Genomic DNA, 17776 nt, shown 5'->3' on the forward strand with positions numbered 1-17776 from the left:
TGGAGCATGGTCGCCCCTCTTGCCCCTGAGGATCCTCCGCGTCTGGATGAGTTCGAGCTGCTGGGCCGACTCGGGGAGGGCGGCCAGGGAATCGTCTACCTGGCCCGCGATCCAGTTGGGCAGCGGGTGGCGGTGAAGGTGCTGATCAGGGCCGACGCCGAGGCCCGCGCCCGTCTGGCCCGCGAGCTGGCAGCGGTGGAGAGCGTGGCGCCCTTCTGCATCGCCCGCGTGCTCACGGCCGTGTCGGACGGGTCGCGGCCGTACGTGGTGAGCGAGTTCGTGGACGGGCCGACGCTGGCGGAACGGGTGCACGAGCACGGCCCCCTGCACGGCGGCGAGCTGGAACGGCTGGCCGTCGGCACCACGACGGCCCTGGCCGCCATCCACGCGGCCGGCGTCGTGCACCGCGACTTCAAACCGAGCAACGTGCTGCTCGGCCCGGACGGTCCCCGGGTGGTCGACTTCGGCATCGCCCGCGCGGACGGTGTCACTACCATGACCAGCGGGCTCATCGGCACCCCTGCCTACCTCGCGCCCGAACAGCTGAGCGGCGCCCCCGCCTCACCTGCCTCGGACGTCTTCGCCTGGGCGGGCACCATGGTCTTCGCCGCCACCGGCACCTCCCCGTTCGTCGCCGCGGGCATCGCGGAGGTGCTGAACCGCATCGTCACCCACGAACCGGATCTGTCAGCGGTCCCGCCGCCGTTGCGCGACTCGATCGCCGCAGCCTTGGAGAAGGACCCTTCGCACCGGCCGGCGGCGGGCGAGCTGCTGTCCCGCCTGATCGACCCGGTCTCCGGTGGCCGCGGCCGGTCGATCGTGGAGCTCACCAGCCTGGGCAGCCGCCTCGCCGCCGAGCCGGCCGACGATCGGGGAACGTCGGACCCGGCCGGCGGTCGGGATCTTGCCAGGGCGGCCGGTCGTGGGGACACCGCGGGACCCACCGGTCGTGGGGACACCACAGGACCGGCCGGGGAGCCCACGGCCCCGCCCTCCTCACGGGCCCCGGTGCTCATCGGGTGGACCGCTGGGCGGGGCCGCCGTGCCGCGCTCGCCGTGGCGGCGGCGCTGGTCGCGGTCGTGGTGGGGGCGTTCGCCTGGTTGCGACCGTTCGGCGGGACGGGGTCCCAGGCGTCTTCAGGCACCGGTGAGCCGGGCTCCTCGGCCGCCTCACGTCCCGACGCTTCCGCCCCCACCTCCGAGCCCCCATCGGCCTCACCGTCGGGCTCACGGGAGGTCTCGCCCAGCGGGTCGGCGAGCCCGGGTGCGTCGGCGGTCCCGGGCGGGGGGCTGCGGGTGTCCGACACGTTCGGGCGCACGGTCAGCACCGGATTCGGTACGACGGATGACGGGAAGCGTCACTGGTCGGTCGGCGTTCCGGCGAGCGACTACTCGGTGGACGGCAAGAAGGGGCGGATCACGACGCGCTCCGGAGCCCTCTCCAGCGCGTACCTGGACGGGGTGAAGGAGATCAGAACCGACCTCAGCTTCACCTTCGCCGACGACAAGCCCCCCACCGGCGGCGGGATCTACGTGACCGCCGTGGGACGCAGGGTCCCGACAGTGGGGAGTTACCGGGCGCACGTGAGCCTGCGGCCCAACGGCGAGGTCCTGTTCCAGCTGATCCGCTCCGAAGCGGGCCGCAGTGAGATCGACCTCGCACAGCCACTGCGGGTCCTCGGGCTGACAGCGGGCGTGGGCATCGCGATGCGAGTACGCATCCAGGTCACCGGCACGTCGCCGACCACGGTCCGCGGCAAGGTCTGGGCCATCGGCGCGTCCGAGCCGGACTGGCTGCTCTCCGTCACGGACGCGACCTCCGGACTCCAGGTCCCGGGTGGGGCCGGCATTCTGACCTTCTTGTCTCGTAGGGCCACCGACACCCCCGTCACGGTGACCGTGGACGACCTCGCCCTGACCGCAACACCGGGGTGACGTGCCTGGTGACCTCCTGGAACGTGACCAGCCGAGCAGGATGTTGCGGGCGGCGGTCGTCTTGTTCGGCGCCCACGCGGTGGTGACGATGGCGTCGATGGGCTCAATCACGGGGTTGAGGAACGGTGGAACAGCCGTTGGTGGTACCCGCCGGTAACAGTGACTTGAGCTGGTGCTCGGTGTTGTGCCCGGGGCCGGGGTTTCGGCGCCGACCGACCGTGTGGTGACCAGGACCGGATCGGGTGCCGATCTCGCCCCGACATGCTGACCTGCGATCTCGTCCGCCAGAAGACCGGACAGAACTAACGCACCACTGTCTGGTGTCGGCCCGGCGGCGGAACATCGCGGAGCTGGCGGCCCGCCGAGTGGTCCGGAGGTCGACCGACCGCGGCCGCAGCCGCGGGGACGGCCGCCGAGGGAATCACCCGGGGCCCAAGGACATCGACGGTGCCGCCTCACCCCCCAGGTCGATGACTGCGTCGAAGTGTGCGTGAATGTTTCCGTCGCCGACTTGGAGGTGGCCGGGGGGAGGCTCCGTGGGTGCGGCGTGAGCGGAGCCGGCTGAGGCGAGCGCGACGGCGGGCCCGGCGAAGACGGTCACGGGCAGGGCCAGAGCGCCGAGGGCGAGCAGTACGACCACAACGCGCCAAAACTGACAGTAATTGATCATAGTCAAAGAGTAGTCAAAGAGGGGCGACGGCACCAGGCGGCGCGGCCCGCCCAGGTCGGCGCCCTGTGCTTCTTCGATACACACCGCAGACGGCCTGCCCCGCCCGGCGGGCACCCTCCAGAAACCTGCCGAAAGTCTGACCAGGCGACTTCGCGCTTTCACCGCCCGGCGTCGCCCCAGCGGGCGGTGAAGGCTCGCAGCGCGCGGCGCGATCGCCCGCCTTTGCGGCCGAGCAGGGGCCGGCGGGACCGCTCGTTGGAACAGCTCCCCGCCTACTCGTCAGGAACCCGTCGCTGCGGGAACACCTTCACGGCATTTCCAGGGGTTCCGGTAGCAATCGCGGAAAATCCAACGAAGTACCGTCTGACCTGCGCAGGTCACGCCGGGTCGCAGACCAGACAGAATCAAGAACGACTCCCCACGGCAGGTCCTGCGGTCCCCTGGTCAGTCCCGCCCCGCCCCTATGCCAGGGGCCTGGTCATCCCTGCCGACTTTGCACGTTCACTTGTACCTGGTGCTGCACGTTCATCAGTACGCCTGCAGCCGGATCAGCTGGCTTGCTCGCTTCTGGCTCGGGTCTGGGGCGAGGCGGTAGGAGTCGATGCCGGTCTCGATGTTGGGGACCGACACGCCCCTGTCGCGCAACGCCAGGGCGAAGGTGAGCATGTCCTCGTCGAAGACCTTCGGTCGGCCGCTGTGGTTGCCCTGGCCGCGGCTGCCCGGTGGCCCCAGGGTTTTCTCGCGGATGTGGTTGCGCGCCAGCCGCTTCATCTCCTGCACGACCAGGATCACCGCCTGCGCCGGGACGGCGGCCTTGGTGTCGGTGCACAACTTCAGGGCGGTCTCGAACTCCGGCCGGACCTTGATCCGAGTGGAGATCTTCTCGGAGAAGATCCGGCTGCAGCCCGCCTTCTCCAGAGCCTCGATCTGGCTGGCCAGCTCCTGCTGCGCGGTCGAGCAGCGCGCGTACCCGATCCGAACCGCCTGGCCGCCGGCCTCGGGGACGGCGGTTTGGACTGGAGGGGCTTGGGTCCACGGCCTTCCGGGAAGCCGGTTGGCCGGGACGGCGACCTCCAGCACCTCACGTAACGCCGGGACCAGAACGAACCGAGCGGTGTAATACTTCGGCGCGACCTTGCCGCCCTGGATCCGGCACACGCTCCCGGCCGGGAGCGCGCATCGGGGCAGGCGTGCCGCTCGACCGTGTTCGCCGCCGACTCCGAAGTCATCTCCATACCCGGGGCCTCTCAGAAGCCGGGCCTTTTGAGATGTTCTGCGAAAAGCGACCTGGGACGGAGTGCGCGCGCTCGGCACCCTGGAGCCCCTCGCAGAAATGGTCATTTCTGCGAACCACACGGGCTACATCCGGGTATGCGCGTACGCGTGCAGCGCGTCGCGGACGAACGTCGCCCCCGCCTCATCGTCGTACATGGCGGCGAAGCGGGGGTCGTCGACGAACATGTCCCCAATGCCGTTCACCATCTCGATCGAGCGCTCCCGGTCGCCCTCGGCGGCGGGGGTGCCCGGGATCTGACTCAGCCACTGGACGTGCCGGGCAGCCAGCGACTGAGCGTGTTCCGATGTCGGCGAATCCCCGGCCTTCACTGCAGCAACCCATGCGGCGACGAGGTCGTCGGTGTCCTGCTTCCAGGCCCGCTGCTGGTCGAGGCTCTTGCCATGCCACCAGTCGTTGCTCACTTGGAACGCGTGCTCGCCCCAACGTGAGATCACCTCGTCCTTGTAGAGGTCGTTGAACCCCGCCAACATGACATCCATCCGCGGCTCCACCCCCGCCTGCAGAGCCTCGAGCGTGTGACGCACAGACCGGACCTGCCGTTCGATGCGGTCCCGTTCCTCTTCCAACGCGGCGATGTGGGCGCGGAGCCCGTCGAGCGCGTCCACCTCCTCGGCCAGGACCTCGGCGATGGCCGGCAAGCCCATGCCGAGCCGGCGCATGAGCAGGATCCGCTGTAGCCGGGCGACCGCGGTGGGGTTGTAGTAGCGGTACCCGTTCGCGCCGACCCGGGACGGGACCAGGAGCCCGACGCGGTCGTAGTGCCGCAGGGTCCGGCTGGTGATGCCGGCCCTCGCCGCGAGTTCCTGGATCGTCCACTCCACCGTTCCAGTGTTACCCGTGGCGCAGCGTGGTTGCGATGATCTCCGAGGCGTCGGCGTGCAGGGCCTGCGCCGCCGTCTGCCCGGTCGCCGCCAGGTAGGTGTCGACCAGCCGGTTGCCCGCGGCGTACCCCGCGCCCATCGGCAGTCCCACCGGGGCGACACCGAGGTGCTCGGCGCCGGGGTCGCCATGCACCCAGGCAGTGAAGTTGTGCATGCCTGTCACGTCGAGGCCGGTGAGGACCTTGGCGAAGAGTTCGTCGTCGTGCAGGTGCGGCACGCCGATGCGGGCGGGGCCGAGCTCGTCTCCGTAGAGCTGGCGGGCGAAGGCGTCGGCCAGGCCCTCGCCGACGATGTGCTCGCCAACTGTGACGGTCATCGGGTCCCACACCACCCCGCCCGGGCTCCATCGCAGGTTGTGGTTGAGTTCGTGCACGGCGGTGGCCTCCAGCCGCTCCATGTTCTCGGGGAAGGGCCAGAACGTGATGGCAATGTTGCCCGAGATGCCGCCGAACCCGGTCAACCCTAGGCAGGGACCCATGAAGTGCTTGTCAGCCGGATCGCCGAGGACGAACAGCACGGTGATGTCCGGGGCTTCCAGCCCCGGCGTCGCCTCCAGCAGTACGGCCAGAGCGTCGTCGAGCGCGCGTTGCATCCGCTCCCAGGCCCCGGCCGCCGCCAGGGTTTCGAGCGCGTCGAGGCAACGCTCCTCGTCGCGGTCGATGGGGAACCCGGACGATTGGAGGTGCACGGCGACCAGGTCGAGCTCGCCGGGGTGGTGGCGATACATGCTCCTGTTGGCCTCCAGCATCGAACGCAGCAGGTCAGCGCGCTTCGTGACCGGGGCCAGGAGGATCTGCTTCATGGCGGAGTAGGTGTCAAGAACAGTGATCGACATGGCCTCGATGCTAGAAGTTGACGCAGCGTCAAGGTCAAACCAGCGGCGCTCTTCGTCGAGATACAGCCGGGCATGCCGTCACCCAGGCCCGTCACGACCGGCGGTTCGCCGCTGCGATGGACTCACGCAACTTGGTCAGCCGCTGTTCCAGCGTGCGCAGCTCCTCGGTCTTGCGGTCCGCGGTGAACAGCGTCCACCGCTGCACCCCGCTGTCGCCGATTACGCCAGAGAACCTCCTCGGAGGCCTGTCGGCGCGACCGCTCGTTCCCTGTCTCGAGAACGGGCCCGGTGTACGGACGTTGTGGGTTGGCGAGAAGCCGACCTTGTGGGGCGGCGCCCGGCCATGTCGATTGGATACCCCGGTCACAGCTGGAATCCGGTCACCCGTACGTCAGGAAATACCTGCTCTGCCGCCATCTGGTTGTCCGCTGGGGCGGTCTGTACGGTCCGTGCATGGCCAAGCGATTAGTGCAGGTCGGGGAACATTGGCGGACACTGCGTAACGGCAGGCGGGTTAAGGTGCGCGCCCATTCCCGCACAATCTCCACGACGGCCGCGGTCGGCATCAGCGGAGCCGTGGTGCTCGTCGTTGTCATCGCCGTCGTCGCCTTGGCCCTCACGACCGCGAGCAAGCCCGCTCACCCGGCGAAGCCGACCAACCCGGTCCAGGTGAAGGAGGTTTCACCTTCTCCACCTCCCGATCCGACGACCGAGCCTCCACCTCCGAACCCGACCTAGATACCGGCGTCGGTCAGGCCGCGATGGGTTCGAGCAGGCCAAAGAGGCCGCGGAATTGGCCGATCAGGACAACCCCACAAGATTCTTCTCAGCGCCAACGGCTGCCCGCCGGTTGCTCGTCCCCGGATCCACAAGCAGGTGGACCGTGTCACTGGAGAACGACCGTGACGCCGAAGCTTTCGAGGAGCCGCACGATGTCCTCGAAGTAGGAGAGCCGCCTGTCCGGGTCGGCTACGACGTCCGCCAGCGCTCGGCGGGCGGTGTCGGCGTCGTGCCAGATCAGGATGGATGGCGCCGCCGCACCGAATCCGCCGTGCAGGCAGTCCTTCGGCGAGGGAGGGGCGGTTCACGGAGTTGACGTTCCACCAGGCGTTGCAGACCCGGGCATCCGGGCTCAGCCGCGGAGCACTCCGGGAAGGGAGAGCTGGTCGAGCCCCTACACGACGATCGCCGCGCCGCATCGGTCCACGACCGCGCACGGCCCCGAAAGGGGGAGAGGGAGATCGACGATGTGGGGATGCGCCCTGCGAGGGCCCCTTTCGTTCATCAGTGAGCGGATCGAGGAAAATCTTCGCAGGGCGGGGAAAGATGGGCGGCCTGCCTGGGGCTGCGGCTGGCGAGCCGGGCTGTGGCCCTGCTGGCGGACCCAGGCCTGCACGGGGTGCCGTCAACAACCGTGTCACCAGCCCCGAACGAGCCTTGTCCGTTCCGGTCGGTGGTCGGTGATGAGCGCGTTCAGAGCAGCGGCGCGGTCGGCGGTGGTGGGCAGGGTGTACTGGCGGGTGGTGTCGAGGCGTTCGTGGTCCATGAGCTCGGCGACCAGGACGAGGTCTTTGCCCGCGCGGACGAGCTGGGTGCCGAAGGTGTGGCGCAGCACGTAGGGGCCGGACGGTTCGGCAGGGTCGTCGTTCAAGCCAGTGGCTTCGTCGAGGGCGACGATGATGTCGCGGGCGGCCCGGTCGGTCAAGCGGTCGCCGCGGGTGTTCAGCAGAAGCGCTGGGTGTCAGTGCCAGGCCAGGTAGGGCAGCAGCGCGATCACCCGGTCACGCGAGGCGGTACCGGGCCTGGTGCGATGTCCTGGCGTGCCGGTGCGGGCGGCGGCGGTGAGGTAGGCGGTCTCGACCTGGCGCATGTACCGGCGGGCGCGCCGCTCGTCTGAGCTGTCGGCGGCTATGAGTCGGCGTTCCTCATCGGCGTGTTGAGCGTTCTGTATGACGGTGCCCACGTAGCAGCCAGCCGCCGAGGAGGGCTGCGCAGGACCCGACGGTCAGCAGCCCGCCGGCGAGGAAGGTGCCCCGTACCTCGGCGAGCGGCAGGACCAGTGCCCCTATCGCGGCTCCCGCCGCGATGCCGGCGTTGTAGGCGCCGGAGTTCGCCGCCAGGGCGATGTCCGTGCGGCCTGGCGCGCAGTGCAGCATCGCGTTCTGCGTGGTCATGAACACCGGCCCGAGCGCACCGCCCATCAGCATCAGAAACACCACCGCCGCCACCTGATGAGCTCCGAACGCGTACAGGCCGAGCATGCCTCCCGCCTGCGTGGTCACGGCGGTAGCCAGCGCGGACTGCGGAAAGCGGTCCAGCAACGCCCCAGTGATGCTCACCCCGGCCAGACACGCGACACCGAAACCCACGAACAGGACACTGACCGTGCTCGGGGAGAACCCGCTCACGTCGCCCAGGAAGGTCACGATGTAGGTGTATCCCGTGAAGGCCCCGGCGGCGGACAAGGCTCCGGCCCCCAGCACCGTCACGAACCGCCGCACGTCGGGACTGGTCGCATAGGCAGCGGGCTCCTCTTCCGGGCGCGAAGTCGGCAGCAGAACGGCGATCGTCACCAGAGAGACAAGCCCCAGAGCCGCCAGCAGGGCGATGGGCACCTGCCAGTTGCTCTGCTGGCACTTCAGTCCCGCCGACCGGTGCTGCGGGTACTGCGTGCAGGCATGGACGGCCTTCAGGCGCAGTCATGGTCTTGGCGGGCCTTCCCCTTCCCGCAAGCCCGCGTGCGTGCATTTCCACCTGTGGAAATGCACGCACGCACACATGACTACGCGCATCCCTTCGGTTCTCAGGCATCGCTCTCGCAGCTTCACGCCGACTCATGATCGGCACCAGAGAGCCCCAGGTTCTGTTCGGGGTTCGGATCGTCATGCCGGCTGACTGGGGAAGTTGCGGGTGACGTCCCCGTAGGCCCGTAGGGAGGTGTCTCAGTTCCTACGCCGCTCTCCACTGTTGCTGGGCGCCGCCATGGCAGGTGAACTGCAGGACCCCGGCGCCGTTCCCGAGGCCGGAGGTCCCGTCCGCCTGGTTGACCTCCATGCACAGGCCGCTCTTCCTGTTCTGGAACAGGAAGAAGCCGTCGCCCATGGCGATCTGCCGCCAGTGTTGCTGGACGCCGTGGTGGCAGGTGAACTGCACGATCCCGGTGCCGTTCCCGAGGCCGGAGGTCCCGTCCGCCTGGTTGGGTTCCAGGCATTTTCCACTGCGGCCGTTGATGAATGAGACGTACAGGATATTGCCTGCCCCGTCCAACACTTCGGCGTACAAGGTCCACTGTTGCTGAGCACCGGTGTGGCAGGTGAACTGCAGGACCCCGGTGCCGTTTCCCAGGCCGGAGGTCCCATCCGCCTGGTTGACCTCAAGGCACTTGCCGCTGCGCCTGTTCTGGATCCTGATGGGCGCAGCCGCCGCATTAGGCGCCGCTAATCGGGCGAGGCTAACGGATGCGCTGGTCGCAGCGTTCGCGGCCGTGGTCCCACTCCCGAGCAGGAACGGCGCCACCGCGAGAACACCTACGAGGCAGCTTCTTGTGATTGACCTCATTGACTCCCCTCCTATTTCACCGAGCGAACCATCACACGGTGACATAGACCAGTTACAACAGGCTGACCTAACGCAGAGCCGAGGCCACGATCCTTGAGACCCGGCCTGGCGTGGGCGGCTCGATCCTCTCCTCCCGCGGGTGCTTGAGGGGTTCCTCCCGAACCCGCTCGGGCCGGCCCGGCCTCGCAGGCGCTGTTTCTGTCGGCGGCCTCGATCGCGGCGTGCCGCCCGGACGGGCGGCTGTCGCCCCGCTCCATCAACACCATCGTCGGCGTCGACGGCCGCGCCCAGCGACTGCTGCAGCAGGATGTGGGCGTGGCCGAGCAGGTAGGCGTTCAGCCCTACCCTTCGCGTCGTCTCGCTCTGGCACCGGCGGCTTGGCCCGGCGGCTCACCAAGGCCGCTGGCTTTTGGGCTCAGTTGTTCCATTGTTTGCGCGCGAACGCGGCCGGTCCGGTCACCAGGGTGTTGGGGGGAACATCCTTCGTGACAATGGCTCCGGCGCCGACCACGGCACCGCGTCCGATCGTGACACCGGGGAGAACCGTTACTGCCGCGCCGAGCCATGCGTTGGCTTCGATCGTGATGGGTGCCCGGGTGATGAATTCGCTTCGCTCGGGCGCCGTGAGGGGGTGGTCGGAGGAGATGAGGTTGGTCTTCGGGCCGATCAAGACGCCGTTGCCCAGGTGGATGCCGCCCTGATCCAGGAAGGTGCAGCCCTGGTTGACGAAGACGTGCTCGCCGAAGTCGATGCCGAGCCCGTGGTCGGTGTAGAAGGGCGGATAGACGGTGACGGAGGCGGGGACCTGCTTGCCGACGATCTCGGATAGCAGGGCCGCGCGGGCGGCCTTGTCGTCGAAGGGCAGGACGTTGAGCCGTGACGTGAGCGTGGTCACGTGCTCGATCCGCTCGGCCACCCGCGCGAACTCGGGAGTGCGGACGTAGAGACGGTCTTGATCGGGCATGAGGATTCCTTACGAGGGGAGCTCGGGCCGTAGCCGTTGGACGGCACCCGTCGGATACGACAGTTGATCAACCAGAGGTTGACCGAAGTCATCAAAGCGATCGGAGTACGCCGGAATCAAACAACGATCATGACAGTCAGGATCAACCTTTGGTTGTCTGCCTAGGATGAGCTGTATGGACGTCATGGCCGTGCGCACCTTCGTCGCCGTCGTGGATGCGGGACAGTTCCAGGAGGCCGCCGCCGATCTGTCGATCACGCCGCAGGCCGTGTCCAAGCGCGTCGCCGCGCTGGAGAAGGAGCTCGGTGTCCGGCTCTTCACCCGTGACGCCCGCGGAGCGCGGCTCACGATCGACGGCCAGGCGTTCCTGCCCCACGCCCGAACCTTCCTCCATTCCGCTGAGCGCGCCGTCGCGGCCGTGCGGCCAGGCCGTCGGGCACTGCGCGTCGACGTGATCGGCCGCCAGCTCTCCCTGGCAGGACTGCTGCGCGGCTTTCATCGCGCCCACCCCGAGATCGAGCTGGACGTCGTGACGCTGTTCGACTCCGACACGGCCATCGCCGCCGTCCAGGACGGGACGATCGACGCGACGTTCCGTGCTGTGACCATGCCGGGCCGGCAGCTGCCCCGCGGCGTAGAAGCCACTCCCGTCTTCGACGAACCACTGCACCTGTTCACCGGACCACGACACGAGTTCGCGAACGCCCCCGCGCTCACTCCCGCCCAACTCGCCGGACGACGGATCTGGATGCCCGGCAACCTGCCCGGCACCGAGTGGGCCGCCTACTACGACGAACTCGCCGCCACCTTCGGCGTCATCATCGACTCAGTCGGCCCGGACTTCGGCATCGAGCCCCTGCTCGACACCATCGCCGGCTCCACGACGCTGGCCACCTTCGTCAGCGAACAGACCCCCCTGGTGTGGCCCGCCGGCCACAACCTGCGCCGCATCCCCCTCAAAGACCCAACCCCGCTCTACCCCCATTCGCTGATCTGGCGCACCCACAACCCCCACCCCTCCCTGACCGCCCTACGTCGCCATCTCATCGCCGCCTATCCCGGCCGCCCCAGCAGCGGCATCTGGGCACCGAAATGGAGCCGGCCCATGCAGCCGGAACGCACCTGAACCGACGAAGCAAGAGAGGGCGCCCGAGAGGCATCCCGCCGCCGGCACAGCCGGTCGATCCGCGAGCACGAAACCGCCGTCGATGGCGTTGTCGCCGAACAGCGTGTCGATGTGCTGCTCCACGCGGACGCGTACGACGCCCACTACCACTACGTCGGGGGACGAGGAAGCCTGCGCGGTATTACGCCAGCCTCAAACTGCCAAAAATCCCCGTATTAAAATCCCCTGGAGATTCATCGGGATTCAAGGGGCCGCGCTTTCGGGAGCCGTCTGACCGGGGTCGTTCCGGCTCCGGCGGGCCTTGGCGGGCGGCTTCCCGGCACCCGCCCGCAACTGGCCAAAAATATGTAAATCCTTGGATTCGACGAAACCTTCGAGGCGCCTCTCGACATAGCTCCAGCTTGTTGGCTATCTGTCCGTTTCTTCAGCTCTCGTCTGGCCGACCTATGGCCTACGCCGGAACGTCGTTCGTGTAATGACAAATTTAATGATTTAGCTATACGATCGCGGTTCGTGGTTGGAGTTGATCTTTCAAGAACTCGGTTGGCCAACGACCTGTTCTTTGTCATGCATGACAACGCGACCGGCCGGATGAGGCTTCATGCCCGCCTGACCGGTCTGGGGCTGGCCGCCGCCATCCTGGGAGAACTGATGCTCGCCGGGCGGACAACCGTGGGATTGGCGGCGGGGCAGATACGGCTCGTCGTTCTCGACACGGCGCCGCCCGGAGACGCGCTCACCAGGACCGCCCTGGACCACATCATCGCCGAACCCTCGCATCGCTTCCACACCTGGTTGCGGTTCCTCGCCCGTACGGCACTCGCCGACGTGGCGGCCCGGATGACCGCCGACGGGCTGCTGCGCCCGCCCGGCAGACGCCCGTCGCGGAGGCAGGCACCGGTCGACGTGAACATCGCGGCGTGGCCCGCCGGACGCGTCAACCTGGCGATCCAACGCCGTGAGCCACTCAGTGTCCAGGACAGCGTCCTGCTGGGGTTGCTCGTCGCGACCGGCGGCAGCCAGCTCGTCCTGTGGGAGCAGAACCCGAGATACCTCTCCGATTCGATCGCCGCCCTCCCGGCGCCGCTCCAGGAACTGATCGCCCAGACCGAGGCTGCCGTAGGTGACTCCATCATCAGCCGCCGGTGAACCCGCCCCCTCATTCCAACCTCATTCAAGGATCCTCATGTCCGTGACAGAACGAAGGGGCAGCGCCGTTTCCGCCGCGCTCGCCCAGGACCGCCTCGGTGTGCCGTCGGTGGTGTTCTTCGTCATCTCGGCGGCGGCACCGCTGACCGTCATCGGTGGCTCGGTGACCGCCGCCTACGCCGCGACCGGCGTGACCGGCGTGCCGCTCGCCTTCATTCTGCTCGGAGCGATCCTGGGCCTGTTCGCCGTCGGCTACGTGACGATGGCCCGTTACGTCGTCAACGCCGGGGCGTTCTACGCGTACACCGCGAAAGGACTCGGCAGGCCGGTGGGGGTGGCGACCGCGTGGGTCGCGTTGCCGGCCTACAACGCGCTACAGGTGGGTCTCTACGGCATGATCGGCGCGGCCGCCCAGCCGCTGATCGCCGACTGGTTCGGAAGCTCTCCGCCCTGGTGGGTCATCGGGCTGGGCGCCTGGGTGCTGACCGGGGTGCTCGGCCTCATGCGGGTCGACGTAAACGGGAAGGTCCTGTCGGTCCTGCTGCTGACGGAGATAGCCGTCGTCGTCGCGTTCGACATCGCGGATCTGATCAACCCGGCGGCCTCGGGTTACAGCCTTGACGTCTTCGACCCGTCGAACCTCTTCGTCCCCGGGATCGGTGCGGTGGTCGCGATCTGCATCGCGTCCTTCGCGGGCTTCGAGTCGTCGGTGGTGTTCTCCGAGGAGACCAAGGACCCGAGGCGTACGGTGCCGATCGCGACCTACGTCGCACTCGCCGTCATCTCCGGGCTCTACGCCGTGTCGTCCTGGGCGATGACCGTGCCGATCGGCTCGGACAAGATCGTCGAGACCTCGCGCGAGCAGAGTTCGGCCCTCCTGTTCAACCTGGCCGGGCAGCACCTGGGGGCGAGCATCGCCACCGTCGGCTCCCTCCTCTTCGTGACGAGCCTCTTCGCCGCGCTGATCGCCTTCCACAACACGATCTCCCGCTACATCTTCGCCCTCGGCAGGGAGAGGGTGCTGCCCGAAACCTTCGGTCGCACTTCCCCCCGGACCGGTGCCCCGATCAACGGCTCGCTGGCGCAGAGTGTCATCGGGCTGGTCACGATCGTCATATACGCGGTCTTCGGCCTGGATCCAGTCGTCCAACTGTTCTTCACCGTCGGATCGTTCGGCGGCCTGGGACTGCTCATGATGCTGGCGGCCACCTCGATCTCCGTGCTGGTCTTCTTCGCCAAGACCCCCAACAAGGAGAACGCCTGGCGGACCAGGATCGCCCCGGGTGTCTCCTCGGTCCTGCTGATCGTGGTCATCGTGCTCGTCGTGGCCAACTTCGACACCGTGCTCGGCGTGGCCCCCGACTCCCCACTGCGCTGGATCATGCCCGCCGTCTACTTCGTCGCCGTGGGACTCGGCGTCATGTGGGGACTCGCCCTGCGGGCCAACCGGCCGAAGGTATACGCGAACATCGGGCGGGGCGCCCAGGCGGCCGTGGGAGGGACCGAATGACAGAGATCATTCGCGTTCGGAACGCTCCCGGAGCCGCCGAGACCATCGGCGCGATCATCGCCACCTCCTTCCACGAGCAGGAGATCTCGGCCTGGATGATCCCGCCGGACGACGACCGCCGCCGGGTGATGCCCTCCTTCTTCTCCATGGTCACCGAGAGCGCCCTCGTCCACGGCGAGGTCCACGCGACGGCCGACATGTCCGCCGTGGCCGTGTGGTTCCGCAAGGGCGCCGAGCCGCTTCCCGAGATCCCCGACCAGGACGCCCGGGTGGAGGCGTTCGCCGGTCCCCACGCGGAGCGCATCAGGCAGATGGGGGAGGAGATGGACAGGCGCCACCCCCACGACCCGCACCACTACCTGGCGTTCCTCGCCGTGCTCCCCGGGCACCAGGGACGGAGGACGGGGACCCGGCTGCTCGAGGAGCACCACCGCAGGCTCGACGAGGCGGGCATACCCGCGTACCTGGAGGCCAGCAGCACCCGCAGCCGCAGGCTCTACCTGCGCCACGGCTATCAGGACCTCGGCGACCCGATGTTCACGCCCGGCGGCCCGCCGATGTTCCCGATGTGGCGCCCGTCGAACCCCTGATCCGAGTGCCGCCCCCGCCCCCGGCCCATCGTGGGCCGGGGGCGGGGGCGGGGCGATTCCGGCCCCGTTGTTCTCGCGGCTCGGCCAGGCCCAGCTTCGCCAGCACCCGGCTGACGTGCGCCTTCACCGTCGCCTCCGTCAGCCGCAGCTCCCGCCCGATCTCGGCGTTCGACAGGCCGCGCGCCACCGCCCTGATCACGTCCTCTTCCCGGGCGGTCAACGCCGCGAGCCGCCCGCGCGCGGACTCGGCCCGCGATGGCGCCTTGTCGACGAACGAGCCGATCAGCCGCTTGGTGACCGTGGGAGACAGCATGGCCTGCCCTGCTGCGACCGTGCGGACGGCGGCCGCCAGATCGCGCGGCGGGGGGTCCGGGGGCAGAGTGTGGAGGAACGAAAACGCGCGCTGAGCCGGTTTGCCTAGCTCAGCGGCTAAGGTAAAGGCTCTGGGCGGTGAGGCCGCTGGTGTGCGTTTCCGTTCCGTAGCACACAGCGGGTTCGGTCAACTGGTGATCGGCTCGTCGAGGAGTTCGACCTGCCCGACAAGGCGTCCGGCAAGAACGCCGACCGGCCGGGCCTCAAGCAGGCATACGAGTACCTGCGCCCCGGCGACGCGCTGACCGTGGTGTCCCTTGACCGGCTCGGCCGTTCCCTGGAAGACCTCATCGGTATCGTCGGCCACCTCAAGCGCCAGCACGTCGGATTCGTGTCCCTGAACGAGAAGCTGGACACCACCACCCCGGGCGGGATGTTCATCTTCCATGTCTTCGCCGCCCTGGCCGAGTTCATCCGCACCATCATCGTCGCCAACACCAACGAGGGCCTGGCCGTGGGTTTTGGGCCCTGGGTTCCCGGCGAACCTGTGGTCCGGCGGGTCACTGCCAGATCGTCACCTCGCTGGCTGGCATGCATACCAGGCGCAGATTAGTTGGTCCTGTCACGCTCCACGCCTCGAAATCCGGGCGGGGCTCGACGTTGAGGTGCAGGCCGCTGTCGAAGACCAGCCGCAGTCCGCCGGTCTTGAAAGCGACCGAGGACAACACTCGGGTTCCGAACAACTCCAACGCCGCGGCGATGTCCTGCTGCTCTGATCCTGTCTCTTACCGTCCAGCCGGCCTACCGCCCCGACCCGGCACGTCTACCGGCGGTGCTGCGCAGGAGCGCCCGCGAGGCGCCGGGGCTGACGTGGGTGGTGGCGGCGGCGGGGGTGCTCCTGGCCGGCGCCGTCGCGCTCGGCACCGGACTCAACCTGGTCGCCGGGCACGGCACCGACCTGGCGGTCAGCGGTGTCCTCGCCGGGCTCGCGGCCGTCCTGGCGCTGGCCCTGCGCCAGGGGAGACCCGACCAACTGAGGGGCGCGGGGCCGAGAGGTGACACCGGGACCGCCGCGTCGGGACCAGCCTCCTGACCCGATCCGTCACCGCCCGTGGGTTGGCGATGTCCGCTGGCATCAGCCACCCCACGATCGGGCGGATCCTCGACGGTGAGACGCTCCCCGGCCTCGACGCCATCGCCCGCCTTGAGCGAGCCCGCAACACCGATTCACCCGGCGGTCCTGCACCGGCAACTTCCACTCGCCTAAGGGCTTTACACGGACACCTACTGTCGAAGGTCCTGTCGAAGGTCGGTCGTCGCGGGACCGGCTGGGACGGCGGGGGTTCGAGGCCATGTCCAGGCGGAGCGCAGGATGAAGGCCAGGAGCAGCACCTCGATTCCGATGGAGAGGCCGTAGAAGAAGGCCCAGTCCCAGGACTCCCCTATCGCGTTGACCGTCGAGTAGGGGATGTAGAGCGATGCAACGACGAGGTTCGTGGCGCGGTTCACCCGGGCGGGCAGCGTCATGGAGAGCATCACCATCAGGGCCGGGATCGCCACGGACGCGAGCATCATGGTCAACAGCGTCGGGGTGATGTCGAACTCGAAGACGACGCCAGCCAGCATGTCGTCGATGGAGCCGGGCTTGTAGAGGTGGAAGTAGTCGACGTAGATGTAGAGGAACATGAAGCTGGTCCATGCGGCGGTGAGCTTGACCTGCACGGGGATCGGCGGGTTGTCGAGCAGGTTCAGGGTTTTCGTTCGGATAGTCATCGATTCTTCGTTCTCGAGGAGCGGGCCCTCCGCCAGAGTGGCGGCAGGTCTGGGCGTACGCACGGGTTGGGGGCGTTCTCGTCGGTCCGGTCGTCAGATGGTCACGACGACCTTTCCTCTGGTGTGGCCGGCCGCGATGTAGCGGAGGGCGTCGGCTGCTTCGTCAAGGGGGTACGTGCGGTCGATGGCGGGCGTGACCTGCCCGCTCGTGAGCAGGTCGGCCAGGGTGAGCAGGTCCTGACGCTTCCCGACCGACGTGAAGGGCTTCAGCCGCTGACGGGTGAACCCGGACAGCACGCGCGCTTTGACGATCCGACCGAGGGGGCCGAGCCAGCGGCCGCCGCGTCCGCTGTTGGGGATGAGGGTGCCGGTGGGCGTCAGCGCTCGGCGGACAGCCGCCAGGGGCTGGGCTTCCACGTTGTCGAGGATGACGTCGTAGCGCTTCTCGGTGCCGGTGAAGTCGGTCTCCGTGTAGTCAACGACGTGGTCGGCACCGAGCGACCGGACCAAGTCGACGTTGCGGGTGCTGCACACACCTGTCACCTCGGCGCCGAACGCCTTGGCGATCTGGACCGCGAACGAGCCCACACCGCCCGACGCGCCCGTGACCAGCACCGTCTGGCCCGGTCGAACATTCGCGATCTCACGCAATGCCTGCAACGCCGCCATGGCCGACGTGGGCACCGCTGCCGCGTCCACGACCGACAGGTTGGCAGGCACGGACACGAGGTTGTCCGCCGGGACGCAGGCGTACTCCGCGAGCGTTCCAGCGGTGCTCCAGCCGAACACCTCGTCGCCGGGGCGGAGAGTGGTGACATCGTTCCCGACCGCTGCCACCACGCCAGCGAGGTCCCTGCCGGGGATGCCGTGGCGGGGCCGGCGGAGCCCGAACACCAGGCGCACCACGTACGGCTCACCGGTCATGACGAAGTAGTCACCAGGATGCACCGAGGCTGCGCCGACCTGGACGAGCACATCGCCTCGACCGGGCAGCGGTAGCCCGACCTCGGACGACTTAAGCACTGAGGGCGGGCCGTAGCGGCGCTGGACGGCGGCCCGCATCATCGCCGCCTCGGCCCGACTCGCCCCCCGCACCAGGCCTGCTCCGGCATTCGATCGCTGTTCGATTCCCACAGAGGCCCCCTCATCCGAACCGCGCCTCTCGGCAGTTCGTAC

18 protein-coding genes and 1 pseudogene are annotated in these 17776 nt (G+C 68.5%); 7 read left to right on the forward strand and 12 right to left on the reverse strand.

Annotated elements, in window-relative coordinates; all coding sequences use genetic code 11:
• Positions 1-6: 6 nt before the first annotated feature.
• On the forward strand, positions 7-1935 hold the full coding sequence (locus tag PKF00_RS13290) for a serine/threonine-protein kinase (protein ID WP_271217760.1): 1929 nt from the start codon (positions 7-9) through the stop codon (positions 1933-1935).
• Positions 1936-3133: 1198 nt separating this feature from the next.
• Here PKF00_RS13290 and PKF00_RS13295 read toward each other — a convergent pair.
• The 8 genes from PKF00_RS13295 to PKF00_RS13330 all read right to left on the reverse strand — a co-directional run bounded on the left by PKF00_RS13295 (position 3134) and on the right by PKF00_RS13330 (position 10140).
• The gene (locus tag PKF00_RS13295; RefSeq protein ID WP_271217761.1) at positions 3134-3763 is read right to left on the reverse strand and encodes a recombinase family protein; all 630 of its coding nucleotides are present in this window, start codon (positions 3761-3763) and stop codon (positions 3134-3136) included.
• A gap of 201 nt (positions 3764-3964) precedes the next feature.
• Entirely contained in the window at positions 3965-4723 is a 759-nt protein-coding gene (locus PKF00_RS13300) for a MerR family transcriptional regulator (protein WP_271217762.1), read from the reverse strand.
• A gap of 10 nt (positions 4724-4733) precedes the next feature.
• Positions 4734-5618: a DUF2268 domain-containing putative Zn-dependent protease gene (locus PKF00_RS13305; RefSeq protein ID WP_271217763.1), complete on the reverse strand. Its 885-nt coding sequence runs from the start codon at positions 5616-5618 to the stop codon at positions 4734-4736.
• A 1417-nt stretch (positions 5619-7035) separates the two neighbouring features.
• A complete protein-coding gene (locus PKF00_RS13310) occupies positions 7036-7347 on the reverse strand; it encodes a tyrosine-type recombinase/integrase (RefSeq protein WP_309298398.1) in 312 nt (103 codons plus the stop codon).
• Between the two features lie 12 nt (positions 7348-7359).
• Complete coding sequence (locus PKF00_RS13315; protein WP_271217764.1) at positions 7360-7488, reverse strand: hypothetical protein; 129 nt, start codon at positions 7486-7488, stop codon at positions 7360-7362.
• A 55-nt stretch (positions 7489-7543) separates the two neighbouring features.
• On the reverse strand, positions 7544-8233 hold the full coding sequence (locus tag PKF00_RS13320) for an MFS transporter (protein ID WP_271217765.1): 690 nt from the start codon (positions 8231-8233) through the stop codon (positions 7544-7546).
• 334 nt (positions 8234-8567) lie between these two features.
• Positions 8568-9134 (reverse strand): RICIN domain-containing protein, encoded by a 567-nt coding sequence (locus PKF00_RS13325; protein WP_271217766.1) that lies wholly within the window; start codon positions 9132-9134, stop codon positions 8568-8570.
• A gap of 457 nt (positions 9135-9591) precedes the next feature.
• A complete protein-coding gene (locus tag PKF00_RS13330) occupies positions 9592-10140 on the reverse strand; it encodes a sugar O-acetyltransferase (protein ID WP_271217767.1) in 549 nt (182 codons plus the stop codon).
• Positions 10141-10315: 175 nt separating this feature from the next.
• Between PKF00_RS13330 and PKF00_RS13335 the strand changes: the two genes are divergently transcribed.
• From PKF00_RS13335 to PKF00_RS13350, 4 genes are all read left to right on the forward strand, one after another.
• The gene (locus PKF00_RS13335) at positions 10316-11266 is read left to right on the forward strand and encodes a LysR family transcriptional regulator (protein ID WP_271217768.1); all 951 of its coding nucleotides are present in this window, start codon (positions 10316-10318) and stop codon (positions 11264-11266) included.
• 513 nt (positions 11267-11779) lie between these two features.
• Positions 11780-12415, forward strand: coding sequence for a GOLPH3/VPS74 family protein (locus tag PKF00_RS13340; protein WP_271217769.1), 636 nt, complete (start codon positions 11780-11782; stop codon positions 12413-12415).
• A 37-nt stretch (positions 12416-12452) separates the two neighbouring features.
• A complete protein-coding gene (locus PKF00_RS13345; protein ID WP_271217770.1) occupies positions 12453-13925 on the forward strand; it encodes an APC family permease in 1473 nt (490 codons plus the stop codon).
• Positions 13922-14515: a GNAT family N-acetyltransferase gene (locus PKF00_RS13350; RefSeq protein WP_271217771.1), complete on the forward strand. Its 594-nt coding sequence runs from the start codon at positions 13922-13924 to the stop codon at positions 14513-14515. Before PKF00_RS13345 ends, PKF00_RS13350 begins: the two co-directional genes overlap by 4 nt.
• Here the strand turns inward: PKF00_RS13350 and PKF00_RS13355 are convergent.
• Positions 14463-14828: a response regulator transcription factor gene (locus tag PKF00_RS13355; protein WP_271217772.1), complete on the reverse strand. Its 366-nt coding sequence runs from the start codon at positions 14826-14828 to the stop codon at positions 14463-14465. The two genes, PKF00_RS13350 and PKF00_RS13355, sit on opposite strands and share 53 nt — an antisense overlap.
• A 219-nt stretch (positions 14829-15047) precedes the next feature.
• Here PKF00_RS13355 and PKF00_RS13360 point away from each other — a divergent pair, with 219 nt between their 5' ends.
• Positions 15048-15440, forward strand: a complete 393-nt coding sequence (locus PKF00_RS13360; protein ID WP_271217832.1) for a recombinase family protein — start codon at positions 15048-15050, stop codon at positions 15438-15440.
• Here the strand turns inward: PKF00_RS13360 and PKF00_RS13365 are convergent.
• A pseudogene (locus PKF00_RS13365) lies at positions 15388-15591 on the reverse strand (DUF6188 family protein); the annotation flags it as partial. The gene PKF00_RS13360 and the pseudogene PKF00_RS13365 overlap by 53 nt on opposite strands.
• A 68-nt stretch (positions 15592-15659) precedes the next feature.
• Here PKF00_RS13365 and PKF00_RS13370 point away from each other — a divergent pair.
• Positions 15660-15920, forward strand: coding sequence for a hypothetical protein (locus tag PKF00_RS13370; RefSeq protein WP_271217773.1), 261 nt, complete (start codon positions 15660-15662; stop codon positions 15918-15920).
• Positions 15921-16111: 191 nt separating this feature from the next.
• On the opposite strand, the gene PKF00_RS13375 is transcribed toward PKF00_RS13370, so the two are convergent.
• Positions 16112-16600, reverse strand: coding sequence for a DUF6326 family protein (locus PKF00_RS13375; RefSeq protein WP_271217774.1), 489 nt, complete (start codon positions 16598-16600; stop codon positions 16112-16114).
• Between the two features lie 93 nt (positions 16601-16693).
• Entirely contained in the window at positions 16694-17734 is a 1041-nt protein-coding gene (locus PKF00_RS13380) for an NAD(P)-dependent alcohol dehydrogenase (protein ID WP_271217775.1), read from the reverse strand.
• Positions 17735-17776 lie beyond the last annotated feature (42 nt).

Origin of the sequence: Streptosporangium carneum (assembly GCF_027922005.1) — a bacterium.
Classification (GTDB): domain Bacteria; phylum Actinomycetota; class Actinomycetes; order Streptosporangiales; family Streptosporangiaceae; genus Streptosporangium; species Streptosporangium carneum.